Origin of the sequence: Amycolatopsis cihanbeyliensis, from assembly GCF_006715045.1 — a bacterium.
GTDB classification, from domain to species: Bacteria; Actinomycetota; Actinomycetes; order Mycobacteriales; family Pseudonocardiaceae; genus Amycolatopsis; species Amycolatopsis cihanbeyliensis.
Genome location: NZ_VFML01000001.1, coordinates 4684469 through 4703543, shown reverse-complemented (window position 1 = coordinate 4703543; position 19075 = coordinate 4684469). Strand labels below are relative to the sequence as shown.

Below are 19075 nucleotides of genomic sequence, written 5' to 3'. Positions count from 1 at the left end.
AATCACGTTTGGATTAGGTGTCGGACTCGCCGAGGCTTGTCAGCCTTACGGGTTATTCCGGCCGGACCAGCGGGAACAGGATCGTCTCACGGATACCGAGACCGGTGAGCGCCATCAGCAACCGATCGATGCCCATTCCGACACCACCGCTGGGGGGCATTCCGTACTCGAGCGCCCGCAGGAAATCCTCATCCAGCCGCATGGCCTCGCTATCGCCTTGCGCACCCAGCCGGGCCTGCTCGGTCAACCGTTGCCGCTCGACGACCGGATCCACCAGTTCCGAGTAGCCGGTGGCGAGCTCGAATCCGCGCACGTAGAGGTCCCACTTCTCGGCAATGCCCGGCTGGCTCCGGTGCTGCCTGGTCAGTGGCGAAGTCTCCAGCGGAAAATCACGAACGAATGTGGGAGCGTGCAAGTGATCGCCGACGAGGTGTTCCCACAGTTGTTCGACCAGCTTGCCATGGCCGAGTTTCGGATCGGTCTCGAGACCATGCGCATCGGCGAACGAACGCAACTCCGCCACCGAGGTGTCCGGAGTCACCTCGGTACCGAGCGCATCGGATAGCGAACCATACATCGTCAGGCTCGCCCAATCGCCGGACAAGTCGTAGGAAGACCCGTCAGAAAGGGTCACCACTTGCGTACCGAACGCAGCTTCGGCCGCCTCCTGTACCAACTCCCGGGTCAATGTCGCCATGCCGTCGTAGGAACTGTACGCCTCGTAGTACTCCAGCATGGCGAACTCGGGCGAATGTGAGGAGTCGCTGCCCTCGTTGCGGAAGTTGCGGTTGATCTCGAACACCTTCTCGATACCGCCGACCACACAACGCTTGAGATACAACTCGGGAGCGATGCGCAGGTAAAGATCGAGGTCGAAGGCATTGGAATGGGTGACGAACGGCCTGGCGGCCGCCCCACCCGGCATCGTCTGCAACATCGGGGTCTCCACCTCGGTGAAACCCCGATGCTGGAACGAGTCCCGCAGCGCACGCAGCACGGTGGACCGGGTGCGCAGCACGTCCCGCGCCTTGGGCCGCAGCAACAGGTCGACGTAGCGCTGGCGAATCCTGGTCTCCTCGGCGAGGTCCTTGTGCGCCACCGGGAGCGGGCGGAGTGCCTTCGAGGTCAGCCGCCAGCCGTCGGCGAGCACCGAGAGCTCGCCGCGCTTGGAGGTGATCACCTCGCCCCGCACGAACACATGGTCGCCGAGATCGACATCGGTCTTCCACGCCGTGAGGGCATCCCCGCCGACCTGCGCCAGGCTGAGCATGGCCTGCAACTCGGTACCGTCGCCCTCACGCAGGGTCGCGAAGCACAGTTTCCCGGTGTTGCGCAGGAACATCACTCGGCCGGTCACGCCTACTCGAGTGCCGGTGGCGGTGTCCGCGGGCAGATCGGGATGGGTCTGCCGGACCTCGGCCAGGGTGTGCGTCCGCGCGACCTCGACCGGGTAGGGGTCGATCCCCTCGGCAAGGATCCGATCACGCTTTTCCCGGCGCACGCGCATCTGCTCGGGCAGGTCATCGTCCTTGTTCGCGCGCTCCGGTGGTTGCGCAGCCGGGTTGTCGGTCATGGTCACATAGCGTACGAACCCGGTTGAGCACTACGCGAACCGGATTACCTCACCGCATTGGCGCACCGGCGAGCCAGGTCTGTCCTCGTGCGCGACACCACCCGGGACGGCGAGCTGAAGGCCTTGCGCGCCGGTTCCTTCGGGCCCGACGGTGCTAGCTTGGAAGTGGCGGTGTTGGCCGCCCCGGACGAGTGCGTCGTACCCGGCATCGACAAGACGGCGCGGCATCGGATGAATGTTCGTTCTGGTGATCGCGGAGGCCGGGAATCATGTCGTGGATCGTGCTTGTGGTGTCGGGGATGTTGGAGACCGTGTGGGCCGCCGCGCTCGGCGCGTCGAAGGGCTTCAGCAAGCTCGGCCCCAGCCTGTTGTTTCTGCTCGCCCTCGCGCTGAGCATGGGCGGCCTCGCCTACGCGATGCGGGACCTCCCGGTCGGCACGGCGTACGCGGTGTGGGTCGGCATCGGCGCCGTCGGCACCGCGGTCTGGGGCATGCTCGCGCTGGGCGATCCGGCGTCCACGGGCCGGATCGTCTGCCTGGTGCTGATCGTGGCCGGGGTACTCGGCCTGAAGCTGTTGCCGTCCTGAGGCTCGCGGACCTCAGTCGCGGGTGTTGCGCTCGTAGGCGAGGCGCAGGCCGAGCAGGGTGAGATCGGGCACATGCTCGGTGATGGTCTCCGACTCGGAGAGCACCAGCGGCGCGAGCCCGCCAGTGGCGATCACCGTCACCGGCTCGCGCCCGCCGGGGGCCAGTTCGCGCACGATCCGCCGCACCAGGCCGTCCACCTGGCCGGCGAAGCCGAACAGGATCCCGGACTGCAAGCAGGACACCGTGTTCTTGCCGATGACCGAACGGGGCGGGACCAGCTCCACCTTGCGCAACGCCGCCGCCCGCGCGGCCAGCGCGTCGACCGAGATCTCGATCCCCGGGGCGAAGGCCCCGCCGAGGAACTCGCCACGCGCCGAGATCGCGTCCACGTTCGTCGAGGTGCCGAAATCCACCACCACGCACGCGGTGTCGTGCAGGTGATGCGCGGCGAGCGTGTTCACCAGCCGGTCCCCGCCGACCTCCTTGGGGTTGTCCACCAGCAGGGGAACGCCGGTGCGTACCCCTGGCTCGACGACGACCTTCGGCACCCTCGGGTAGTACTGGTCGAGCATCACCCGCAGCTCGCGGAGCACGGCGGGCACCGTGGACAGCGCACTGACCCCGGTCACCGCGTCGGCATGCGCACCGAGGAGACCGCGCATGGTCAGCGCGAGCTCGTCGGAGGTGATCCGGGCGTCGGTGCGCATCCGCCAGTCCCGGATGAGCTCGGCGGTGTCCCCGCGGCCCCGGTAAAGGCCGAACACGATATTGGTGTTCCCGACGTCGATGGCGAGCAGCACGAGCGTCGCCCGCTAGCCGTCCGCGTGCAACAGGGCGTCCAGCTGTGCCGCGTCCGAGGTCTCGGCGACCGGGAAGGTCAACGGCTCGCCGTCCGGCGGTTCGACGATCGGCAGTGCGCCGCTGACCAGGCCGGATCCCTCCGGGGCGTGCGCCGCGTCGTGGCCGGACTCGAGGATCCGGTTGCTCTCGTCCACGAACACGATCCGGGGCTGGTAGGCGGCGGCCTCGGCGGAGTCCATCTGGCCGTAGGCGATCAGGATCACCAGGTCACCGGGGTGCACGAGGTGCGCGGCGGCACCGTTGATGCCCAGCACACCGCTGTCCCGCTCACCGGTGATCACGTAGGTCTCGAGCCGCGCGCCGTTGGTGATGTCCACGATGGTGACCAGCTCGCCGGGCAGCAGGTCGGAGGCCTCCATCAGCGTCTGGTCGACCGTGACCGAGCCCACGTAGTGCAGGTCTGCCTGAGTCACCGTCGCTCTGTGGATCTTCGACTTCAGCATGGTGCGGTACATCGGACTTCTCCTAAACCCCTGCGTCCTCTTTGGACGGCTCCTGCACCCCATACTCGGCCGCGCTGCCGAGCACAACCGGAACATTGTCGATCAGCCGGGTGTTCCCGACCCGGGCGGCGATCAGCAGACGCGCCTCACCATCGACGGGCGCGACACCCAGTTCGGTTCCCCGCAGTTCCAGATAATCGACGGCGACTTCCGGTCGTGCGGCGAGAACCTGCCTCGCCGCCGCGATCGCGGCCGCCCCTCCCAGCTTGCCGCTATGGGCGCCTGCGGTCAACGCGGCAGAAATGACCACGGCTTCCCGCCGCTCCGGTTCGCTGAGGTAGACGTTGCGCGAGGACAGCGCAAGCCCGTCGCGCTCGCGCACGGTCGGTACTCCGATCACCCGGACATCGAGATCCAGATCACGCGCCATGCGGCGGATCAGCACCAGCTGCTGGTAGTCCTTCTCGCCGAAGAACGCGTACCGCGGGCGCACGATGTTGAACAGCTTCGCCACCACGGTCAGCACGCCGGCGAAGTGGCCCGGCCGGAACGCACCCTCCAGCACCGCGCCGAGCGGTCCGGGATGCACGGTCACCGCCGAGTCCGCCGGGTAGAGGTCCGCCTGCTCCGGGGTGAAGGCGATCTCCACCCCGTCCTCGGCCAGCGCCTCGAGGTCGGACTCCAGCGGGCGGGGGTAGGCATCGAAGTCCTCCCCCGCGCCGAACTGCAACGGGTTCACGAAGATCGAGGCGGCAACCACGGTGTTCGGCAGTCGCCTCGCCCTGCGCAGCAGCTCCCGGTGCCCTTCGTGCAGCGCGCCCATGGTCGGCACCAGCGCGAGCCGGCGCCCCACCCCACGCAGGGCCTCGGCGACCCGACGCATGTCCGCGGGAGCGGAGTAGACGTTCAGCTCGTTGCGGGTGAACTTCGGGGTGGTCACGGTGTCTCACGTCCATCGGGGTCGTCGAGCAGGCGGATGACCTCGGTCGCGGCCGGCCCGGCCAGCAACCCGGAGTCGCTCGCCCGTGCCGCGGTCCGCCTGGCGAGTGTGGTGTAGCAGTCGACGACCTCGGGTGCCCGCTGCGCCAGCACCTCGAGGTGGGTACGGACGGTGCCGGTGTCGCCCCTGGCGACCGGGCCGGTGAGCGCGCGATCGCCGTGCCGCAGCACATTGTCCAGCGCCGCCGACAGCAACGGGCCGAGCACCTTCTCCCCACCGGGGATCCCCGCCTCGCGCAGCAGCTCCACGCAGTCCGCGACCAGGGTGATCAGATGGTTCGCACCGTGTGCGAGCGCCGCGTGGTACAGCTCACGGGCGGCCTCCGGGATCCGGACCGGTTCGGCGCCCATCTCCATCGCCAGCGCCTCGCCGACGTTCCACGCGGCCTCGTCCTCGGTGTTCGCGGTCACCCCGATCGAGCAGGCGGTGATTCGTTCCAGATCCTCCGCGCGGCCGGTGAAGGTCATCACCGGGTGCAGGGCCAGCGGAAGCGCGCCGATTTCGGTGACCGGTTCGAGGATGCCCACGCCGTGCGCGCCGGAGGTGTGCGCCACAATCTGTCCCGCACGCAGCGCGCCGGTGGTGACCAGGCCGCGCACCATATCGGCGAGCGCGTCATCGGGAAGGGCGAGGAGCACCAGGTCGGCCCGGCGGACGACCTCGTCGGCGGGCAACAGCGGGACCTCCGGCAGCAGCCGCTCCGCCCGGCGGACCGAGGCGTCGGAGATGCCGGAAGCCGCGACAACGGTATGCCCCGCTCTGGCGAGTGCGGCGCCGAGCACACTGCCCACCCGGCCTGCCGACACCACGCCCACCGCGAGGCGGGCCGGGCGCGTCATCGCATGCCCCTACGGCTGCACATCACCTTCGAAGCTCCCATTCTCGTTCCGGTCCCGCATCCGCTCACGGGTACCGGACGACGGCGCGAGAGTAGCCCTCGGCCGGACGGTACGCGCGCGGGAGGTGATGAGCTTCACCCGGTGCGGGTCACCCACTCGAAGCGGGTTCCGGTCGGCCCGCGGCCAGCCGCACCGCCTCGGCTCGCGCCCCGCGCAGGGCCGCGAGCAGCCGTTCCTGCCGGTGGTCGGGATCGCCGTCCGCGGTACCCGTGGCGACGTCGCGACGCAGGAAGGCCAGTTCCGTCACGCTCGCCTGATAGGCGGCCACCGCGGCGGCCGCGCGCCGCCCCGACTCCCTGGCGGCCTGCCGCCGCCACTGCCGCCGCCCGGAAAGGCTCGCCAACAGCTCGACCTCCGATGGCGCGATCCACCTGGCCCGCACCATCGCGGGCAGGGCTGCGGCGATGATGCGCTGCTCGCGCCTCCGCTGCCACAGCACGAGCAGTAGCACACCGATGAACATCGGCACCATGATCAGGAAGTACACGTTGAGGAAGGTGGTCGCGCCGCCGATCGTCGCGGCCGCGTTCCACAGCGCGTGCAGGCTGATCGCGGCCAGGTAGCCACCCAGCGGCGCCAGCACCCGCGGCCTGCGGCTGGTGCTGCGGGCCGCGACCCCGATCCCGATGCCGGTGAGCACGGTGAACAGCGGGTGGGTGAACGGGGAAAGCACGCCGCGCAGGATGAAGGCGGCCAGCACGCCGGCGCTGGTTCCGTCGCCGAGGCCGTGCTCGGCGAACGCGCGGCCGAAGTAGTAGATGTTCTCGGTGAAGGCGAACCCGGCCGCGCTGAATCCCGCGTAGACAATGCCGTCCACCACACCGTCGAACTCCCTCGGCCGCAGCAGGAACACCGCGAGCACCGGCACGGCCTTCACCGCCTCCTCGACCAGAGGGGCGGAGACGATGGCGCTGATCTTGTGCCCGTTGCCGCTGCCGAGCAGCATGTCGCCCACGGTGGCCGCGGTGTCGTTGATCAGCAGCGCGGTCAGCGTGGCGATGCAGGCGCCCCAGAAGAACGAGAGCAGCAGCAGCCTGCCCGGCTCCGGTTCCCACCGGTCGATCCACAGGAAGGTGGCGACCACCACGGCCACCGGAACGACCGCGGCGACCACGCCGATCACCACGGCGAGCACCCCGACCCTGGCCGTGCCGAGGCCGAACAGCAACAACGCGCAGAGCGCGACCGCGACCAGGCCGAGCACCGGCAGCAGGACCGTGATCCGGCGTGGTGTATGCCGCCGCGGCAGGGTGCGGCCGCGATTCCCCGTACGCGAAGCGGTGCCCGTGGATCCCCTCACGCTCCGGCACGATATCCGGGCCCGGTGACAGCCGGCCGATCAGTGCTTGTGTCATATTCACAAATGTCGGGTTGTTCAGGTCCGTAGCGTGCGTCACCACTGCTGTGACCTGCAACGACCGCCCGCACGGGCCTGGCGGCCCGCGGTCGCTGGGTCGTTCTGAATAACCCTCCTTGTCTGAAACGCGCGACACGTTCCGGATGCCCGGTCAGTCCTCGGCGCGACGCCGCCTGCGCGGGGTGCTGGAACCACCCGCCCCGTGTGCGGCGAGCAGGTCGCTCACCGAGCGGCCCTCGGCGTGCGAGCCGGACGGCTCCTCCTGTTCGGCCGAGCGGCGCCCGTGGCCGGCGTCCTGCCGCTCGGCGGAGCGCCGCCCGTACTCGGGTTCCGCCGGCTCGGCGGAGCGGCGGCCGTGGCCGGTCTCGTCCGCAGCCGGCCTGGCGTGGCTGCCGGTGGAACGGCGCCGCGAGCCGCTGTCGGCCTCGGAGTCGGCGGTGCCGAGCCGTTCCCAGGACGGCGGCTCGCCCTCGGGGCGGTGCCTGCGCCCGCCGCCACCGGACTCGGGCGCGCCGTGCCTGCCGTGTGCGGGCTGCTCGGCGGCGTGCCCCGGTTCGTCCTCCTCCACCCGGTGCCGGCGACCGGCCCGCTGGGCGGGCTGCTCGGCGGCTGGGCCGTGCCCGTTCGACGCACCGGTGGCGGCCCCGTTCGTGCCGACGGCGCTGCCGTTGCCACCGTGCCGGCCCGGGGGCGCCGGCTCCCACGCGGTGTTCCAGTCGGGCTGGGAACCCTTCACCTCGGTAACCGGCTCGGCAGGCGACGGCCCGGCCGGTGGCATGGCGGGGGTGCTGCGCGCGGCCGGCGGTTCGGCGGCCTGCTGTGGTTGCTGTGGTTGCGCGGGCTGCTGGGGCGGCTGGGGCGGCTGCTGCCGGGGTTCCGGTTTGCGGGTGGGCGGCGGCACGCTGGCCGCGGGCCTGCCCTGCGCGGCCCGGTTCATGGCCGGTTTCGTCAGGTCCTGCCGGGGCCCCTGCTGCGCGGCGGGCTGCGCCGGAGGGCGATTCGGTGGTTGCTGCGGCGGAGCGGGCTGCTGGGCCGGTGGTTGCTGACCCCGCGCGGGCCGCAGGTCGGCGCGGGTCGGCTGCTCCGGTCCCCCGCCATGGCGGTCGGCGTGGTTGCTGCCATCCGGCCGGTCGGGTCGGTCAGGTCGGTCGGGTCGGTCAGGTCGGTCAGGTCGGTCGGGCCGGTCGGGTCGGTCGGGTCGGTCGGGCCGGTCACTGCGCTGCTGCATCCGCGCGGCCTCGGCACGGGCCTCCCCCGCGGCCTTGGCCGCCCGGGCCGCCGCCGAACCGACCTGCTCGTTCGGTGGCGGTACCCGGCGAGTCGGCGGGCCCTGCGCATCGGGGCGCTGTGGCCTGCGGACCTCCTGGGTTTTCGCGGTCTGCGGCTGCTGGGCCGGCCGCTGGGCTGGCGGGGGCTGCTCGGCCGGGGGCTGCTCGGGCGCCTTCGGCGGTGCCTGCTTCGCGGCCGGAGCCTGCTGGGCCTGCGGCTTACGGCGGGGCGCGGCCTGCGCATCGGCCGGCTGCTCCAGCACCCGGCCCATCAGCTCGGTCGGCTGCTCGGCGGCCTCCGCGGGCGCCTGCTTCTTCGCGCCTGCCGGTAACTGGACTCGTGGCTTCCCGTTGCTCCCGTTACTCCCGTTGCTTTCCGCCGCGGCGACCAGCCGCGGTTCCTCGTTCAGCGAGCGCATCCGGGTCGACTGGGCGGTCAGCGCCACTCGCTCGTAGAGCACCTCGCCACCGAACAGTGACTGCAGGCTCTCCCGGAGGGCGGTCACCTCGGTGCGGAGGGCCTCGAGTTCGTCCCGGGAGCCCGCCTCGGCCCGGTCCCGCGCCTCGGCCTCGAGTTCGAGCTCGTACTCGCGCCGGGCCGCGATCTCCCGTTCCAGCTCGAGCTCGTAGACCTCCTGCGCCTGCCGCACCGAGTCCTCGGTGGCGGATACCTGCTTGCGGTACCTGGCGGCGATGAACGCCCCGATCAGTGCGGCCCACAGTGCGGCGATGATGCCGAGCCGCAGGTAACGAAGGTCCTCGGTGAGCACCAGCGCGGCAGTGGCCGCCAGGGCGAGTGTGAAGCCCAGGACGAGCCACGGCCGGCCAGGGCGGCGGCTGTGGCTTGTCGGCGAGTCATCACCCACGCCCGTCATGCCCAACACCGTACCTTCTAGTTACCCGACCGAGACCTGGTCGGTACTTCGAGCGGTGGTTTCGGAGCGTTAACCGGTCGCGCCCGGCGGGCGATCAGAGTCACGCGGCTCCGGCGTGCGGCAGCAATGTTCCAGCCACAGCGCTGCGGCCGTCAATGCCACGGCACAACAGACCCCGATGACGGCGCCCGGCAGGTCGTTCTCCGCCGCGGTGATCCGGTCGGCCCGTGGCAGCAGGTAGCCGAGCACCCCGACCCATGCGCCTGCCATCAACGAACCGAGCAGGGAGGACGCCTTCGCCAGCGCGACCGCCCTGGCGATCATGAGCGCGCCGAGCACGCGGCCGGCGCGGATCCGGCCGCGCACCGAGAACGCCAGTACGAGCTCGATCACGGCCAGGATCAACAGGGTGGTCCCGGCGAGCGTCGGCAACCGCGGCAGGGTGCTGTAGACGAGTTCGAACAGCAGGTAGGCGGCACCGAGGCCGATCACTCCGGCGATGGCCAACTCGCGTGGCCGCGTGAAGTGCATGACACCCGAGCGTAGCCGTAAGCATTCGGGATACTGGACTCTCCACCGACTGGAGGGTGCAGCATGACAGCAGCGGGCGCGACGGCCATGTTCACCATCGGTGAGCTGGCCAAACGGACGGGGCTACCGGTCAAGACGATCCGGTTCTACTCCGACGAGGGGTTGCTCCCGCCGACCGACCGCACACCAGCGGGCTACCGGCTGTACGACACCACGGCGTTGGCCCGCCTCGAGCTGGTCCGCACCCTGCGCGAGCTGGGTATCGGACTGGCCGAGGTGTCCGCGGTGCTGGTCAGCGAGGCCACCGTGGCGCAGCTGGCCACCCGGCACGTCGATGCGCTCGACGAGCAGATCCGCGCGCTGACGCTGCGCCGCGCCGTGCTGCGGGCGGTCGCCAAACGGGGATCCGAACCAGAGGAAGTGAAGCTGATGAACAAGCTGGCGAGCATGTCGGACGGGGAGCGCAAGCGTTTGCTCGACGAGTTCTGGGAGGAGGTGTCCGCCGGGCTCGACGTGGATCCGGACTTCTACGAGTGGATGCGCTCGGCCAAGCCGGAGTTGCCCGAGGACCCGACCCCCGAGCAGCTGGAGGCCTGGATCGAGCTGGCCGAGCTGGTCAAGGACGCGGACTTCCGGCGGCTGATCCGCGGGATGAGCGAGCGGCATTCGACCGCCCGCGCGGAGGGCGCGGACATGTCGGCTTCGCAGGCACAGCAGGAGCGCTGGTTCTCCTGGAACTCCACCGCCCAGGCCGCGCTGGACGAGGGCGTGGACCCGGACTCCGCGCGGGGGAGGGAACTCGCCGCGGAGATCGCGAGCACCTCGGCGCCGGCGGGCAGGGAGTCCACCGATCCCGCCTACCGCCGCGAACTCGCCGAGCAGATCGCGGTGGGTATCGATCCGCGGGCCGAGCACTACTGGCGGCTGCTGGGCATCATCAACGGCTGGGAACCGTTCCCTTCCCGGGTGGCGGCGGCCACCTGGATCGTGGAAGCGCTGCGCGCCTCGGCCGGGCCGGCTGCATAGTGGAGGCGTGACCCGAGAGCAGCTGCCGGCAACCAGGCGGGACGCCGTGGCCGGCGCCGTGGCGTGGGTGCTGATCGTCCAGTTCTTCGTGCTGCACCTGCTGGTGCAGGCGGCCTGGCGGACGCCGTACAGCTGGGCACGTAACGACATCAGCGACCTCGGCACCACGGTCTGCGGGCAGGCGCCCGGGTACCGGACCTACGTCTGCTCGCCGTGGCACTCCGCCATGAACGCCTCCTTCGTCGTGCTGGGTGCCTGCGTGGCGGCCGGTGGGGTGCTGCTCGGCATCGCCCTGTCCCGTGGGACCGCGGGCAGGCTGCTGCCCCGGCTGGCCGGGGCGCTACTCGCGCTGGCCGGGGTCGGCACGGTGCTGGTCGGGGCCAACCCCGGCAACCTGGAGCTCACCGCGCATCTGGTGGGGGCCGCGGCCGCGACCCTGTGCGGGAACGCGGGGCTGCTGCTGCTCGGGCTCGCACTGCGCCGGAACGGGCGAGCGGTCGGCACGGTCGGGGTCGGGGCCGCCCTCGTCGGGTTCGCCGGGGTGCTGATCGCGCTGGCCCAGCAGCTCGGCCTTTTCGGCGGGCTGCAGGGCTGGGGCGGGGCGGTGGAACGGGTGGCGATCTTCCCGATGTTGATCGCGATGATCGTGATCGGGGTGAGCTACCTCACTCGACGGCCCGGCATGCGGCCGACCCGGTGACGTGGACGGCCAACCCGGTGACGTGGACGGCCAACTCACGCGCGTGGGCGGCAAACTCACCCGCGTGGGCGGCAAACTCACCCGCGTGGGGGGCCAACACGCGTACGTGGGCGGCAAACACGCGGGCTGATCAGGGGCGGGAGCGGTACACGGTGACCGCGACGTCCGCGAAGGTCAGCGGGATCGGGGCGGCCGGTTTGTGCACGGTGACCTCGACCGACCGCAGCCTGCGGTCGGTCAGCACGTCCTCGGCGATCCGGCCGGCCACGGTCTCGATCAGGTCGCGGGGCTCGCCACCGAGGATCGCGGCGGCTCGCTCGGCGAGTTCGCCGTAGTTCAGCGTGTCGGCGAGGTCGTCGGAGGCCGCGGCCGGGCCCAGGTCCAGCCAGGCCGTGATGTCCAGCACGAACTCCTGACCGTCCCTGCGCTCGTGCTCGAACACGCCGTGCCTGCCGAACACCCGCAGCCCGGTCAGGGTGATCCGGTCGGTCACTCCGGGGTTCCCTTGCCCCAGGCCGCGGCCACCGACACGGCGTCCAGCGAGGCACCGACCTCGTGCACCCGCACCCCCCAGGCACCGGCGGCGGCGGCCAGTGCGGACATCGCCGCGGTGGCGTCCTCGCGACCGGCGGCCGGGCGCGGGTGGCCATCCGGATCGGCGAGCAGGCGGCCGAGGAACCGTTTGCGGGAGGCCCCGACCAGCACCGGGAAGCCGAGGTCCAGCAGCACGTCCATGCGGTGCAGCAGTGCCCAGTCGTGCTCGGCCCGCTTGGCGAACCCGATCCCGGGGTCCAGTACCAACGCCTCCGGTCGCACCCCCGCGGCGAGCGCGGCCTCCACCCGGTCGCCGAGCTCGGCACGGACCTCGGCGACCGGGTCGGTGTAGGTCGCCAGCGAGGTCATGTCCTTGCTGTGACCGCGCCAGTGCATCAGCACCCACGGCGCCCCGGATTCGGCGACCATCCTGGCCATATCGGGGTCGGCGAGCCCGCCGGAGACGTCGTTGACGATCCGGGCCCCCGCCCGGAGGGCGGCCTCGGCGACCGTGGCCCTCGTGGTGTCCACCGACAGCGCGATGCCGTCCTCGGCCAGGGTCCGGATCACCGGGAGCACCCGCTCGATCTCGGTCTCCGCGGCCACCCGGTCCGCACCCGGCCGGGTGGACTCGCCACCCACGTCGATCAGGTCGGCTCCGCGCTCCCACATGGCGTGCGCGTGCGCCAGCGCGCCGTCCACGCCGAGGTAGCGGCCACCGTCGGAGAACGAGTCCGGAGTGACGTTCAACACACCTATCACGACGCAGCGGCCGGGATCGGGCAGGGCGGGATGCCGTGCGCGCGCGGCGCTCACCGTCGGCCCTTGATCAGATCCAGCGCCTCCGCCCTGGAGGAGGCGGAGGTCTGCAGCAGCCCGCGGACGGCCGAGGTGGTGGTCCGGGCCCCCGGCTTGCGGATACCCCGCATCGACATGCACAGATGCTCTGCCTCGACCACCACGATCACCCCGCGCGGCTTCAACCTGCGGTCGAGGGCGTCGGCGATCTGCGAGGTCAGCCGCTCCTGTACCTGCGGCCGCTTGGCGTACAGGTCCACCAACCGGGCCAGTTTGGAAAGGCCGGTGACGTTGCCGTGCCCGTTCGGGATGTAGCCGACATGCGCCACCCCGTGGAACGGCACCAGATGGTGCTCGCAGGTCGAGTACATCGGGATGTCGCTGACCAGCACCATCTCCTCGTGGCTCTCCGCGAAGGTGCGGTCCAGTACCCGGTCGGGGTCGTCGTAGAGCCCGGCGAACATCTCCTGGTAGGCGCGGGCGACCCGGGCGGGCGTCTCCCGAAGGCCCTCCCGCTCCGGGTCCTCACCGCAGGCGATCAGGAGCTCACGGATCGCGTTCTCGGCCCGCACCTGATCGAAGACCCGGCCGTTGGCACGTTCCGGGCCCACCTCGTCGAATACCGGCCGAACGTTGTTCGGGGACTCACTGGCGATGATGACCGTCCGGGTCGTCGGGGTTACCGCGTCGGTGCTGACCCTCCCCATGGGTCTCCTCGGGCGGCTGCGCACCGCCGTACCGGCCACCATGCTGCCACTGGCCCTCGCCCTGCCACTGGCCCTGCTGCGGCTGCTGCTGGGGTTGTTGCGGCTGCTGAGGCTGCTGGGGTTGCTGCTGGTAGGGCGGGGTCGGCACGTTCGACCGCCACGGCTGGCTCGGCCGGCCGCTGGGCGAGGTCGCCGGGGTCCATCCGGGCGGGGCGCCGTAGTTCGGCGGACCCCCCTGGCCACCCTGCGGCTGGCCCTGGCCGTACGGCTGCGGCCAACCACCGTTGCCGGTGCCGTTCGGACCACCTGCGGGACGGGCCCCGTTCGGGTACCCCCCAGGAGGCGGCGGCGCATACGGGTTCGGGTTGGGATTCGGGCTGCCCGCCTCCTGGCCGCCGGGCTGGGCCTGCCCGGGCGGGACGCCGCCGGGCAGGTCACCGGCGCCGGGCGCGGTGGCCACCGGGGTCGGCGCCGGCTCCGCGGGCTCCTCCTCGGGCCTGGGCGGAGGCCACGGCTCGCCGCGCTCCATCGCCAGCTCGCCGGGGGTCTTGATCGGCGGCTTGTTCGAGGGCTTGCGCTCGCCGAACTCGTTGAACACGGTGATGTGCGGCCGCTTCTGCACCGAGGCGAAGATCCGTTCCAGGTCCCTGCGCTGCAGGGTCTCCTTCTCCAGCAGCTCGATCACCAGCTCGTCGAGCACATCCCGGTAGGTGTTCAGCACCTCCCAGGCCTCGGTGTGCGCGGTCTCGATGAGTTTGCGGACCTCTTCGTCGATCTCGTGCGCGACCTCGAGCGAGTAGTCCGGCTGACGGCCCGCCGAGCGACCGACGAACGGGTCACCCTGCTCCTGGCCGTACTTCACGGCGCCCAGCCGCGCGCTCATGCCGTACTCGGTCACCATCGACTTGGCGATCTTCGTCGCCTGCTCGATGTCCCCGGAGGCACCGGTGGTCGGCTCGTGGAAGACGAGCTCCTCCGCCGTGCGGCCGCCCATGGCGAACACCAGGCGTCCGATCATCTCCGAGCGGGTCATCAGGTCCTTGTCGTCCTCGGGCACAAGCAAGGCGTGCCCACCCGTCCGGCCGCGCGGCAGGATGGTCAGCTTGTAGACCGGCTCGATGTCCGGCATCGCCCACGCCGCGAGCGCGTGCCCGCCCTCGTGGTAGGCGGTGATCTTCTTCTCCTTCTCGGAGATGATCCGGCTCTTGCGGGCCGGGCCGCCGATCACCCTGTCCACCGACTCCTCGAGTGCCGAGTCGGTGATCACGTGCCCGTGCTGGCGCGCGGTGAGCAGCGCGGCCTCGTTGATCACGTTGGCCAGGTCGGCGCCGGACATTCCGACGGTGCGCTTGGCCAGCGCGTGCATATCGGCGTCCTGCGCGAGCGGCTTGCCCTTGGAGTGCACCTCGAGGATCTGCTTGCGGCCGCTCATGTCGGGCGCGGACACCGGGATCTGCCGGTCGAACCGGCCGGGCCGCAGCAGCGCGGGGTCCAGGATGTCCGGCCGGTTGGTGGCCGCGATCAGGATGATCCCACCACGGGAGTCGAAGCCGTCCATCTCGACCAGCAGCTGGTTCAGGGTCTGCTCGCGCTCGTCGTGCCCACCGCCGAGGCCGGCGCCGCGCTGGCGGCCGACCGCGTCGATCTCGTCCACGAAGATGATGCACGGCGCGTTCTGCTTGGCCTGCTCGAACAGGTCGCGGACCCGGGAGGCACCGACGCCGACGAACATCTCGACGAAGTCCGAACCGGAGATCGTGTAGAACGGCACCCCGGCCTCGCCGGCGACCGCGCGGGCCAGCAGCGTCTTACCGGTGCCCGGCGGCCCGTATAGCAGCACGCCCTTCGGGATCTTCGCGCCGAGCGACTGGTAGCGCGCCGGGTTCTGCAGGAAGTCCTTGATCTCGTGCAGCTCTTCCACGGCCTCGTCGGCGCCCGCCACGTCGGTGAACGTGGTCTTGGGCATGTCCTTGTTCAGCTGCTTGGCCTTGGACTTGCCGAAGTTGAGTACCCGGTTTCCGCCGCCCTGCGCGTTGTTCATCATCCACATGAGCAGCAACAGCAGAATGCCGAGCGGAATCATGTAGATGAGCATCTGGGTCAGGAAGGACTGCTGGGTGACCGTGGTGCTGAACTTGAGATCTCCGCCACCCGCGGCCTCGGCGTTGAGCAGCCCGCGGTAGATATCGGTGCCGCCGGCAGTGGGGAACTTGGTCAGCACCTTGCTGACCTGCTGGCCATCGTTCTCGATGCCGTTGGCCAGGGTCAGCTTGAGCTGCTGCTCCTTGTCCTCGAGGGTCGCCTCTTCGACATTCCCACTTCGGATCTGCTCCATCGCTTGCGACGTGGGGATCTCGGTGTAGTCGCGATCACCGTCGAAGATCGTGCTGAATGCGAAATAGAGCAGCAGAACCGCGACTATCCACAGCAGTGGGTTCTTGAGCAGGCGCTTGCGGTCCATTCGACTCGGCCGTGGTGGCCTCGACCCTCCCTGGTTAGGCGGTAGATGTGGCATCCGCCGTCACGGTGTTGACAACTACATGGTGCACGGAGGCATCCGTCTCACCAGGGTACCGCCCAGCTTCGTGACGACCGGGCGAGCCTCCCGCAGGTCAACGGTCGGTGCCTGGCAGATGTTCCCACCCGGTGCTCCAGTACTCAATATCCCTGGGCAACCGGCCACCGCACCTAGCGGTCGCTGATCTCCGCGAGCATCTCGCCCAGCCTGGTACGCAGGGTCTTCGTGTCGGCAGGCGACACCGTCACCCATTCCCTGCGGTCCGCACCGGACTTGGCGAGGCTGAGGTAACGGCCGGTCGAGGTATCGAACCAGCCGAGCACGGGGGAGCGCCGCTTCCCACCCAGTGGACTCCGGCTGTTCGCCGCGAGCTGACCGCCCCGGATCCGGGCCTGGCCGGTGAGCTGGGCGTAGGCCTGCCGGGAGTCGGTCTGCCGGTCGGCGAGGCCCGTCCTGCGCCCGCTGCCACCGGTCGACCCGGCCGGCGCGGTGACCGGCGTGCGCGACGGGGCGATCCGGACCGCCTCGTCCACGGGCAGGGTGACCGAGGCCTCAGTGCCGCGGCCGGCCGCGGGCAGCAGGTCCACCACGGCCGAGGCCAGCCCTTCCGGGTAGACGGACCGGATCCAGATACCGTCCGCGTCCTGCACGGCCAGCACGCCGTTCCTGCCGTCCGAGGCCGCCAGCGCCGCGACCGGATTCGCCCGCAGCTCGGGGATGTGCACGGCGTCGATGCTGAGCGCGGGTCGGGCCAGCAGGGTGAGCCAGTCCTCCACCTCCGGATCCAGCCGCCCGCCGGAGTCCCGGATCCCGCGGGCCCGCAGTTCGTTGTCCGCACGCTGCCGCAACAGCCCGCGCTCCGCCTCGGTGGCGCCGTGCGAGGTCACCTCGAGCGGGTACGGCGGTTCGCCGAGCCCGCCCGCCTCCCAGAGGAAGTCGAAGGACAACGGTGTGAAGAACTCCGGACGGTTCACTCTTCTCCCCGGTTCACGTATTTGCCAAGGAGATCGAAAGTAGCTGGACCGAGCTGGGCAGTCGACCTGCACAGATCGGCTACTTTCGATCGGATTGGTATCTACCGGCACACTCCCTACCCAAGAGTAGCCACTGGCGCGGGCGAGGCAACCCGGCAGGACCGCCGGTACGACCGGATACCGCTAGTACGAGGCCGCCGCTGAGCTGACCGCCCCGGACAGCATCTCGTTCAGCCGCTGCCGCAGCGCGGCCGCGTCGGCGGGCGCGATGGTGATCCACTCGCGACCGTCCCGGCCCCGGCTTGCTTGGGTGAGGTATCGGCCCACCTCGGTGTCGAACCAGCTCAGCACGGGTGTCCGCGCCCGGCCGCCGAGCCGGTTACGCGCGTTCGCCCCGATCTGGCCACCCCGCAACCGGGGCTGGGCGTGCAACCTGGCCAGTGCTTTGCGGTCCTCGTCCGCGGCGGCGTACCCGTCCGCACTCGGTTGCCGCCGCTGCATGAAGTCGGCACCCGCCCCGGTGACCAGTTGCTCGAGCGGAACGGTGATGGACTTCTCGGTACCGCGGCGAGCGGCGGGCAGGATGCCGATCATCGCGCTGGCGAGCCCGTCCGCGGGCACCGACTGCAGGTGCAGCCCGCGGCCGTCCTGCACGGCGAGCAGGCCATGGCTGCCGAGGGCGGCGGCGACCGCGCGGACGGCGTCCGCGTGCGGCGCGCTGACGTGCACCGCGTCCAGGCTCACCTCCGCACCGGAGAGCAGGCTCACCCAGTCCTCGAACCGCGGGTCGGGCCTGCCCGAGTCGTCCAGGACGCCCCGTCTGCCCAGCTCCGTGAGCACCTGCTTACGGAGGGAAGCGCGCTCGTCCATGGTCTCGCCATGCGAACGCACCTCCAGCGGGTAGGGCAATTCGCCCGCCCCGAGTGACTCCCAGAGGAAGTCGAGCTCAAGCGGAGTGAGCAGCTCCGCCACCTGCTACCTCTCTTCGGCTTCGTTGGCCCAGGCGCCGATCACCGGCGGCGGGGTCGCCTCGTTCGCGCCGAACGCGTCGTCCGGATCGGGCTCGATCAGGAAGGAAGCGTGGGTGTGTTCCTCTTCTTGCTGTTGCTGGCCACCCCGCATGCCACCCATGCCGCCGCCCATCGGCGCACCGGCCGCGGGCGGGTGGGCGCCACCGCCGATGGTGCCACCGGAGGAGACGACGCCCTGGTTCTGCTGCGGGGCGATCGCCGCGGCGCTGGAGCCCTGGCCCTGGTTGAGCGAGGCCTCGGTCTCGCCGGTCTCCTCGGACCGGTCCCGGTCCGACTGCTGCTTGCTCCCACTCCGGTTGCCCTGGCCGAGCGCCCTGGCGCCGGCGAAACCGACGCCGCCGCCGACTGCCGCGGCACCGAGACCGGCGCCCGCGCCGGCCGGGGCGCCGGAGCCGGAGGCCGCCGGGGCCGCGGAGCCCATCGCCGAGCCCGCCCCGAGGGACTGGCCGCCGACCGGGGCCCCGCCCGCCGCGTAGCCGGAGCTGCCGACGCTGCTGTCCACCGAACCGGCCGCGGCCACGTGGCCACCGGCGATGGCCGCACCGGGCACGCCCGCGCCGGTGTGGCCCGGCAGCCCACCCGGGCCGGCGAAGCCGCCGACCGGGCCGACATCGCCGCCGGTGTCCGGGCTCATCGGCTTCAGGCCGATCGACTCCGGGGCGAAGCTCGGCGTGGAGTCGTCCACGTCGGACATCGCCTTGGTGTATGCCTCGAGGAAGCGGATCTGTTCCGCCTTGACGGCCTTCGCGGCCTCGTCGTCCGGCTTGGCGTCCTTGACCAGCTCCGCCGGGCCCTGCTGGACCTTCTCGCTCATGGCCGCACCGGGGTCGTGCTCGACGGCGGGCGGCATCTTCTTCACCTCTTCCGCGGCCGCGGCCTGCTGCTGCATCCGGTCGCCCATCACCCGCGCGGCCTCACCGGCCTGCGCGCTGGAGTTGGCGATGGCCACCAGCGTGCCCTGCGCGGCGCCGGCGCCCTGGCCGATCCAGGCCGCACCGAGCTCGGAGATCGCCGTGTACAACTCGGTCGCGACCTGGTCGAGCGCCGAGCCGTGGCGCGTCCAGGAGTGCGCGAGGGACTGGGCCGTGTCCGGGCGGTTGTTCACCGTCCCGGCGTGGTAGAGCTGCTGGCTGGTCCGCCCCGGCCAGTTCGGCGGGCTGCCGATCGCCCGGTCCGCGCCGTACTCGAAGCCGTCCTGCCTGCCCCTGGCGTGCTCGACGATCTGCGAGGTCTCCGAGTTGTCGCCGAGCCGCACCGCGTTGCCGCCGCCGGTCGAGCCGGCGGCCGTTCCGCCGTGCACGGGCTGCTGCTCGGTACCCACGGGCTGCTGCTCGATCGGCTGCGCCGGCTGGGCCTGCTCCACCGGCTGCTGTCCCTGTGTTCCGTCCATCG

At 71.1% G+C, this 19075-nt stretch carries 18 protein-coding genes and 1 riboswitch; of the genes, 3 read left to right on the top strand and 15 right to left on the bottom strand.

The features are described 5' to 3' along the window. Window positions 1-52: 52 nt before the first annotated feature. Window positions 53-1573, bottom strand: a complete 1521-nt coding sequence (lysS, locus tag FB471_RS21395) for a lysine--tRNA ligase (protein ID WP_142000187.1) — start codon at window positions 1571-1573, stop codon at window positions 53-55. A gap of 162 nt (window positions 1574-1735) precedes the next feature. Then, window positions 1736-1799, top strand: a riboswitch (guanidine-III (ykkC-III) riboswitch). 43 nt (window positions 1800-1842) lie between these two features. Here lysS and FB471_RS21390 point away from each other — a divergent pair. After that, window positions 1843-2160 (top strand): DMT family transporter, encoded by a 318-nt coding sequence (locus FB471_RS21390; RefSeq protein WP_142000186.1) that lies wholly within the window; start codon window positions 1843-1845, stop codon window positions 2158-2160. 12 nt (window positions 2161-2172) lie between these two features. On the opposite strand, the gene FB471_RS21385 is transcribed toward FB471_RS21390, so the two are convergent. From FB471_RS21385 to FB471_RS21355, 7 genes are all read right to left on the bottom strand, one after another. After that, entirely contained in the window at window positions 2173-2961 is a 789-nt protein-coding gene (locus FB471_RS21385; RefSeq protein WP_142000185.1) for a type III pantothenate kinase, read from the bottom strand. 12 nt (window positions 2962-2973) lie between these two features. Continuing rightward, complete coding sequence (gene panD / locus FB471_RS21380) at window positions 2974-3477, bottom strand: aspartate 1-decarboxylase (protein ID WP_142000184.1); 504 nt, start codon at window positions 3475-3477, stop codon at window positions 2974-2976. Between the two features lie 10 nt (window positions 3478-3487). Continuing rightward, on the bottom strand, window positions 3488-4405 hold the full coding sequence (gene panC, locus FB471_RS21375) for a pantoate--beta-alanine ligase (RefSeq protein WP_142000183.1): 918 nt from the start codon (window positions 4403-4405) through the stop codon (window positions 3488-3490). Continuing rightward, on the bottom strand, window positions 4402-5304 hold the full coding sequence (locus FB471_RS21370) for a Rossmann-like and DUF2520 domain-containing protein (RefSeq protein ID WP_142000182.1): 903 nt from the start codon (window positions 5302-5304) through the stop codon (window positions 4402-4404). Before FB471_RS21370 ends, panC begins: the two co-directional genes overlap by 4 nt. 148 nt (window positions 5305-5452) lie before the next feature. After that, the gene (locus FB471_RS21365) at window positions 5453-6586 is read right to left on the bottom strand and encodes a PrsW family intramembrane metalloprotease (RefSeq protein ID WP_142002257.1); all 1134 of its coding nucleotides are present in this window, start codon (window positions 6584-6586) and stop codon (window positions 5453-5455) included. 286 nt (window positions 6587-6872) lie between these two features. After that, window positions 6873-8864: a DUF6779 domain-containing protein gene (locus tag FB471_RS21360; RefSeq protein ID WP_142000181.1), complete on the bottom strand. Its 1992-nt coding sequence runs from the start codon at window positions 8862-8864 to the stop codon at window positions 6873-6875. Between the two features lie 69 nt (window positions 8865-8933). After that, entirely contained in the window at window positions 8934-9395 is a 462-nt protein-coding gene (locus FB471_RS21355; RefSeq protein ID WP_142000180.1) for a DUF3180 domain-containing protein, read from the bottom strand. A 63-nt stretch (window positions 9396-9458) separates the two neighbouring features. Between FB471_RS21355 and FB471_RS21350 the strand changes: the two genes are divergently transcribed. Both FB471_RS21350 and FB471_RS21345 read left to right on the top strand, forming a co-directional pair. Next, window positions 9459-10421 (top strand): MerR family transcriptional regulator, encoded by a 963-nt coding sequence (locus tag FB471_RS21350; RefSeq protein ID WP_246076513.1) that lies wholly within the window; start codon window positions 9459-9461, stop codon window positions 10419-10421. A 7-nt stretch (window positions 10422-10428) separates the two neighbouring features. Next, window positions 10429-11121 (top strand): DUF998 domain-containing protein, encoded by a 693-nt coding sequence (locus tag FB471_RS21345; RefSeq protein WP_170220884.1) that lies wholly within the window; start codon window positions 10429-10431, stop codon window positions 11119-11121. A gap of 130 nt (window positions 11122-11251) precedes the next feature. Here FB471_RS21345 and folB read toward each other — a convergent pair whose 3' ends face one another. The 7 genes from folB to FB471_RS21310 form a co-directional block, all read right to left on the bottom strand. Then, window positions 11252-11614: a dihydroneopterin aldolase gene (gene folB / locus FB471_RS21340; RefSeq protein WP_142000178.1), complete on the bottom strand. Its 363-nt coding sequence runs from the start codon at window positions 11612-11614 to the stop codon at window positions 11252-11254. Beyond that, a complete protein-coding gene (gene folP, locus FB471_RS21335; RefSeq protein ID WP_246076512.1) occupies window positions 11611-12471 on the bottom strand; it encodes a dihydropteroate synthase in 861 nt (286 codons plus the stop codon). Before folP ends, folB begins: the two co-directional genes overlap by 4 nt. After that, window positions 12468-13160, bottom strand: a complete 693-nt coding sequence (gene folE, locus FB471_RS21330) for a GTP cyclohydrolase I FolE (protein WP_142000177.1) — start codon at window positions 13158-13160, stop codon at window positions 12468-12470. The genes folP and folE overlap by 4 nt, the downstream gene beginning before the upstream one ends. Then, window positions 13099-15621 carry an ATP-dependent zinc metalloprotease FtsH gene (ftsH, locus tag FB471_RS21325; protein WP_142000176.1) on the bottom strand — a complete coding sequence of 841 codons (2523 nt, stop codon included), beginning with the start codon at window positions 15619-15621 and terminating at the stop codon, window positions 13099-13101. Before ftsH ends, folE begins: the two co-directional genes overlap by 62 nt. Window positions 15622-15848: 227 nt before the next feature. Next, on the bottom strand, window positions 15849-16652 hold the full coding sequence (locus tag FB471_RS21320) for an ESX secretion-associated protein EspG (RefSeq protein ID WP_142000175.1): 804 nt from the start codon (window positions 16650-16652) through the stop codon (window positions 15849-15851). A 183-nt stretch (window positions 16653-16835) separates the two neighbouring features. Continuing rightward, window positions 16836-17624 (bottom strand): ESX secretion-associated protein EspG, encoded by a 789-nt coding sequence (locus FB471_RS21315; protein WP_142000174.1) that lies wholly within the window; start codon window positions 17622-17624, stop codon window positions 16836-16838. 3 nt (window positions 17625-17627) lie between these two features. After that, window positions 17628-19073: a hypothetical protein gene (locus FB471_RS21310; RefSeq protein ID WP_246076511.1), complete on the bottom strand. Its 1446-nt coding sequence runs from the start codon at window positions 19071-19073 to the stop codon at window positions 17628-17630. Window positions 19074-19075: the final 2 nt, after the last annotated feature.

Bases quoted from the DNA above. Each gene is read 5' to 3' on its own strand.
- lysS (WP_142000187.1), bottom strand. From the start codon at position 1,573: ATGACCGACAACCCGGCTGCGCAACCACCGGAGCGCGCGAACAAGGAC.
- FB471_RS21390 (WP_142000186.1), top strand. From the start codon at position 1,843: ATGTCGTGGATCGTGCTTGTGGTGTCGGGGATGTTGGAGACCGTGTGG.
- panD (WP_142000184.1), bottom strand. From the start codon at position 3,477: ATGTACCGCACCATGCTGAAGTCGAAGATCCACAGAGCGACGGTGACT.
- FB471_RS21370 (WP_142000182.1), bottom strand. From the start codon at position 5,304: ATGACGCGCCCGGCCCGCCTCGCGGTGGGCGTGGTGTCGGCAGGCCGG.
- FB471_RS21360 (WP_142000181.1), bottom strand. From the start codon at position 8,864: ATGACGGGCGTGGGTGATGACTCGCCGACAAGCCACAGCCGCCGCCCT.
- FB471_RS21355 (WP_142000180.1), bottom strand. From the start codon at position 9,395: ATGCACTTCACGCGGCCACGCGAGTTGGCCATCGCCGGAGTGATCGGC.
- FB471_RS21350 (WP_246076513.1), top strand. From the start codon at position 9,459: ATGACAGCAGCGGGCGCGACGGCCATGTTCACCATCGGTGAGCTGGCC.
- folE (WP_142000177.1), bottom strand. From the start codon at position 13,160: ATGGGGAGGGTCAGCACCGACGCGGTAACCCCGACGACCCGGACGGTC.
- ftsH (WP_142000176.1), bottom strand. From the start codon at position 15,621: ATGGACCGCAAGCGCCTGCTCAAGAACCCACTGCTGTGGATAGTCGCG.
- FB471_RS21310 (WP_246076511.1), bottom strand. From the start codon at position 19,073: ATGGACGGAACACAGGGACAGCAGCCGGTGGAGCAGGCCCAGCCGGCG.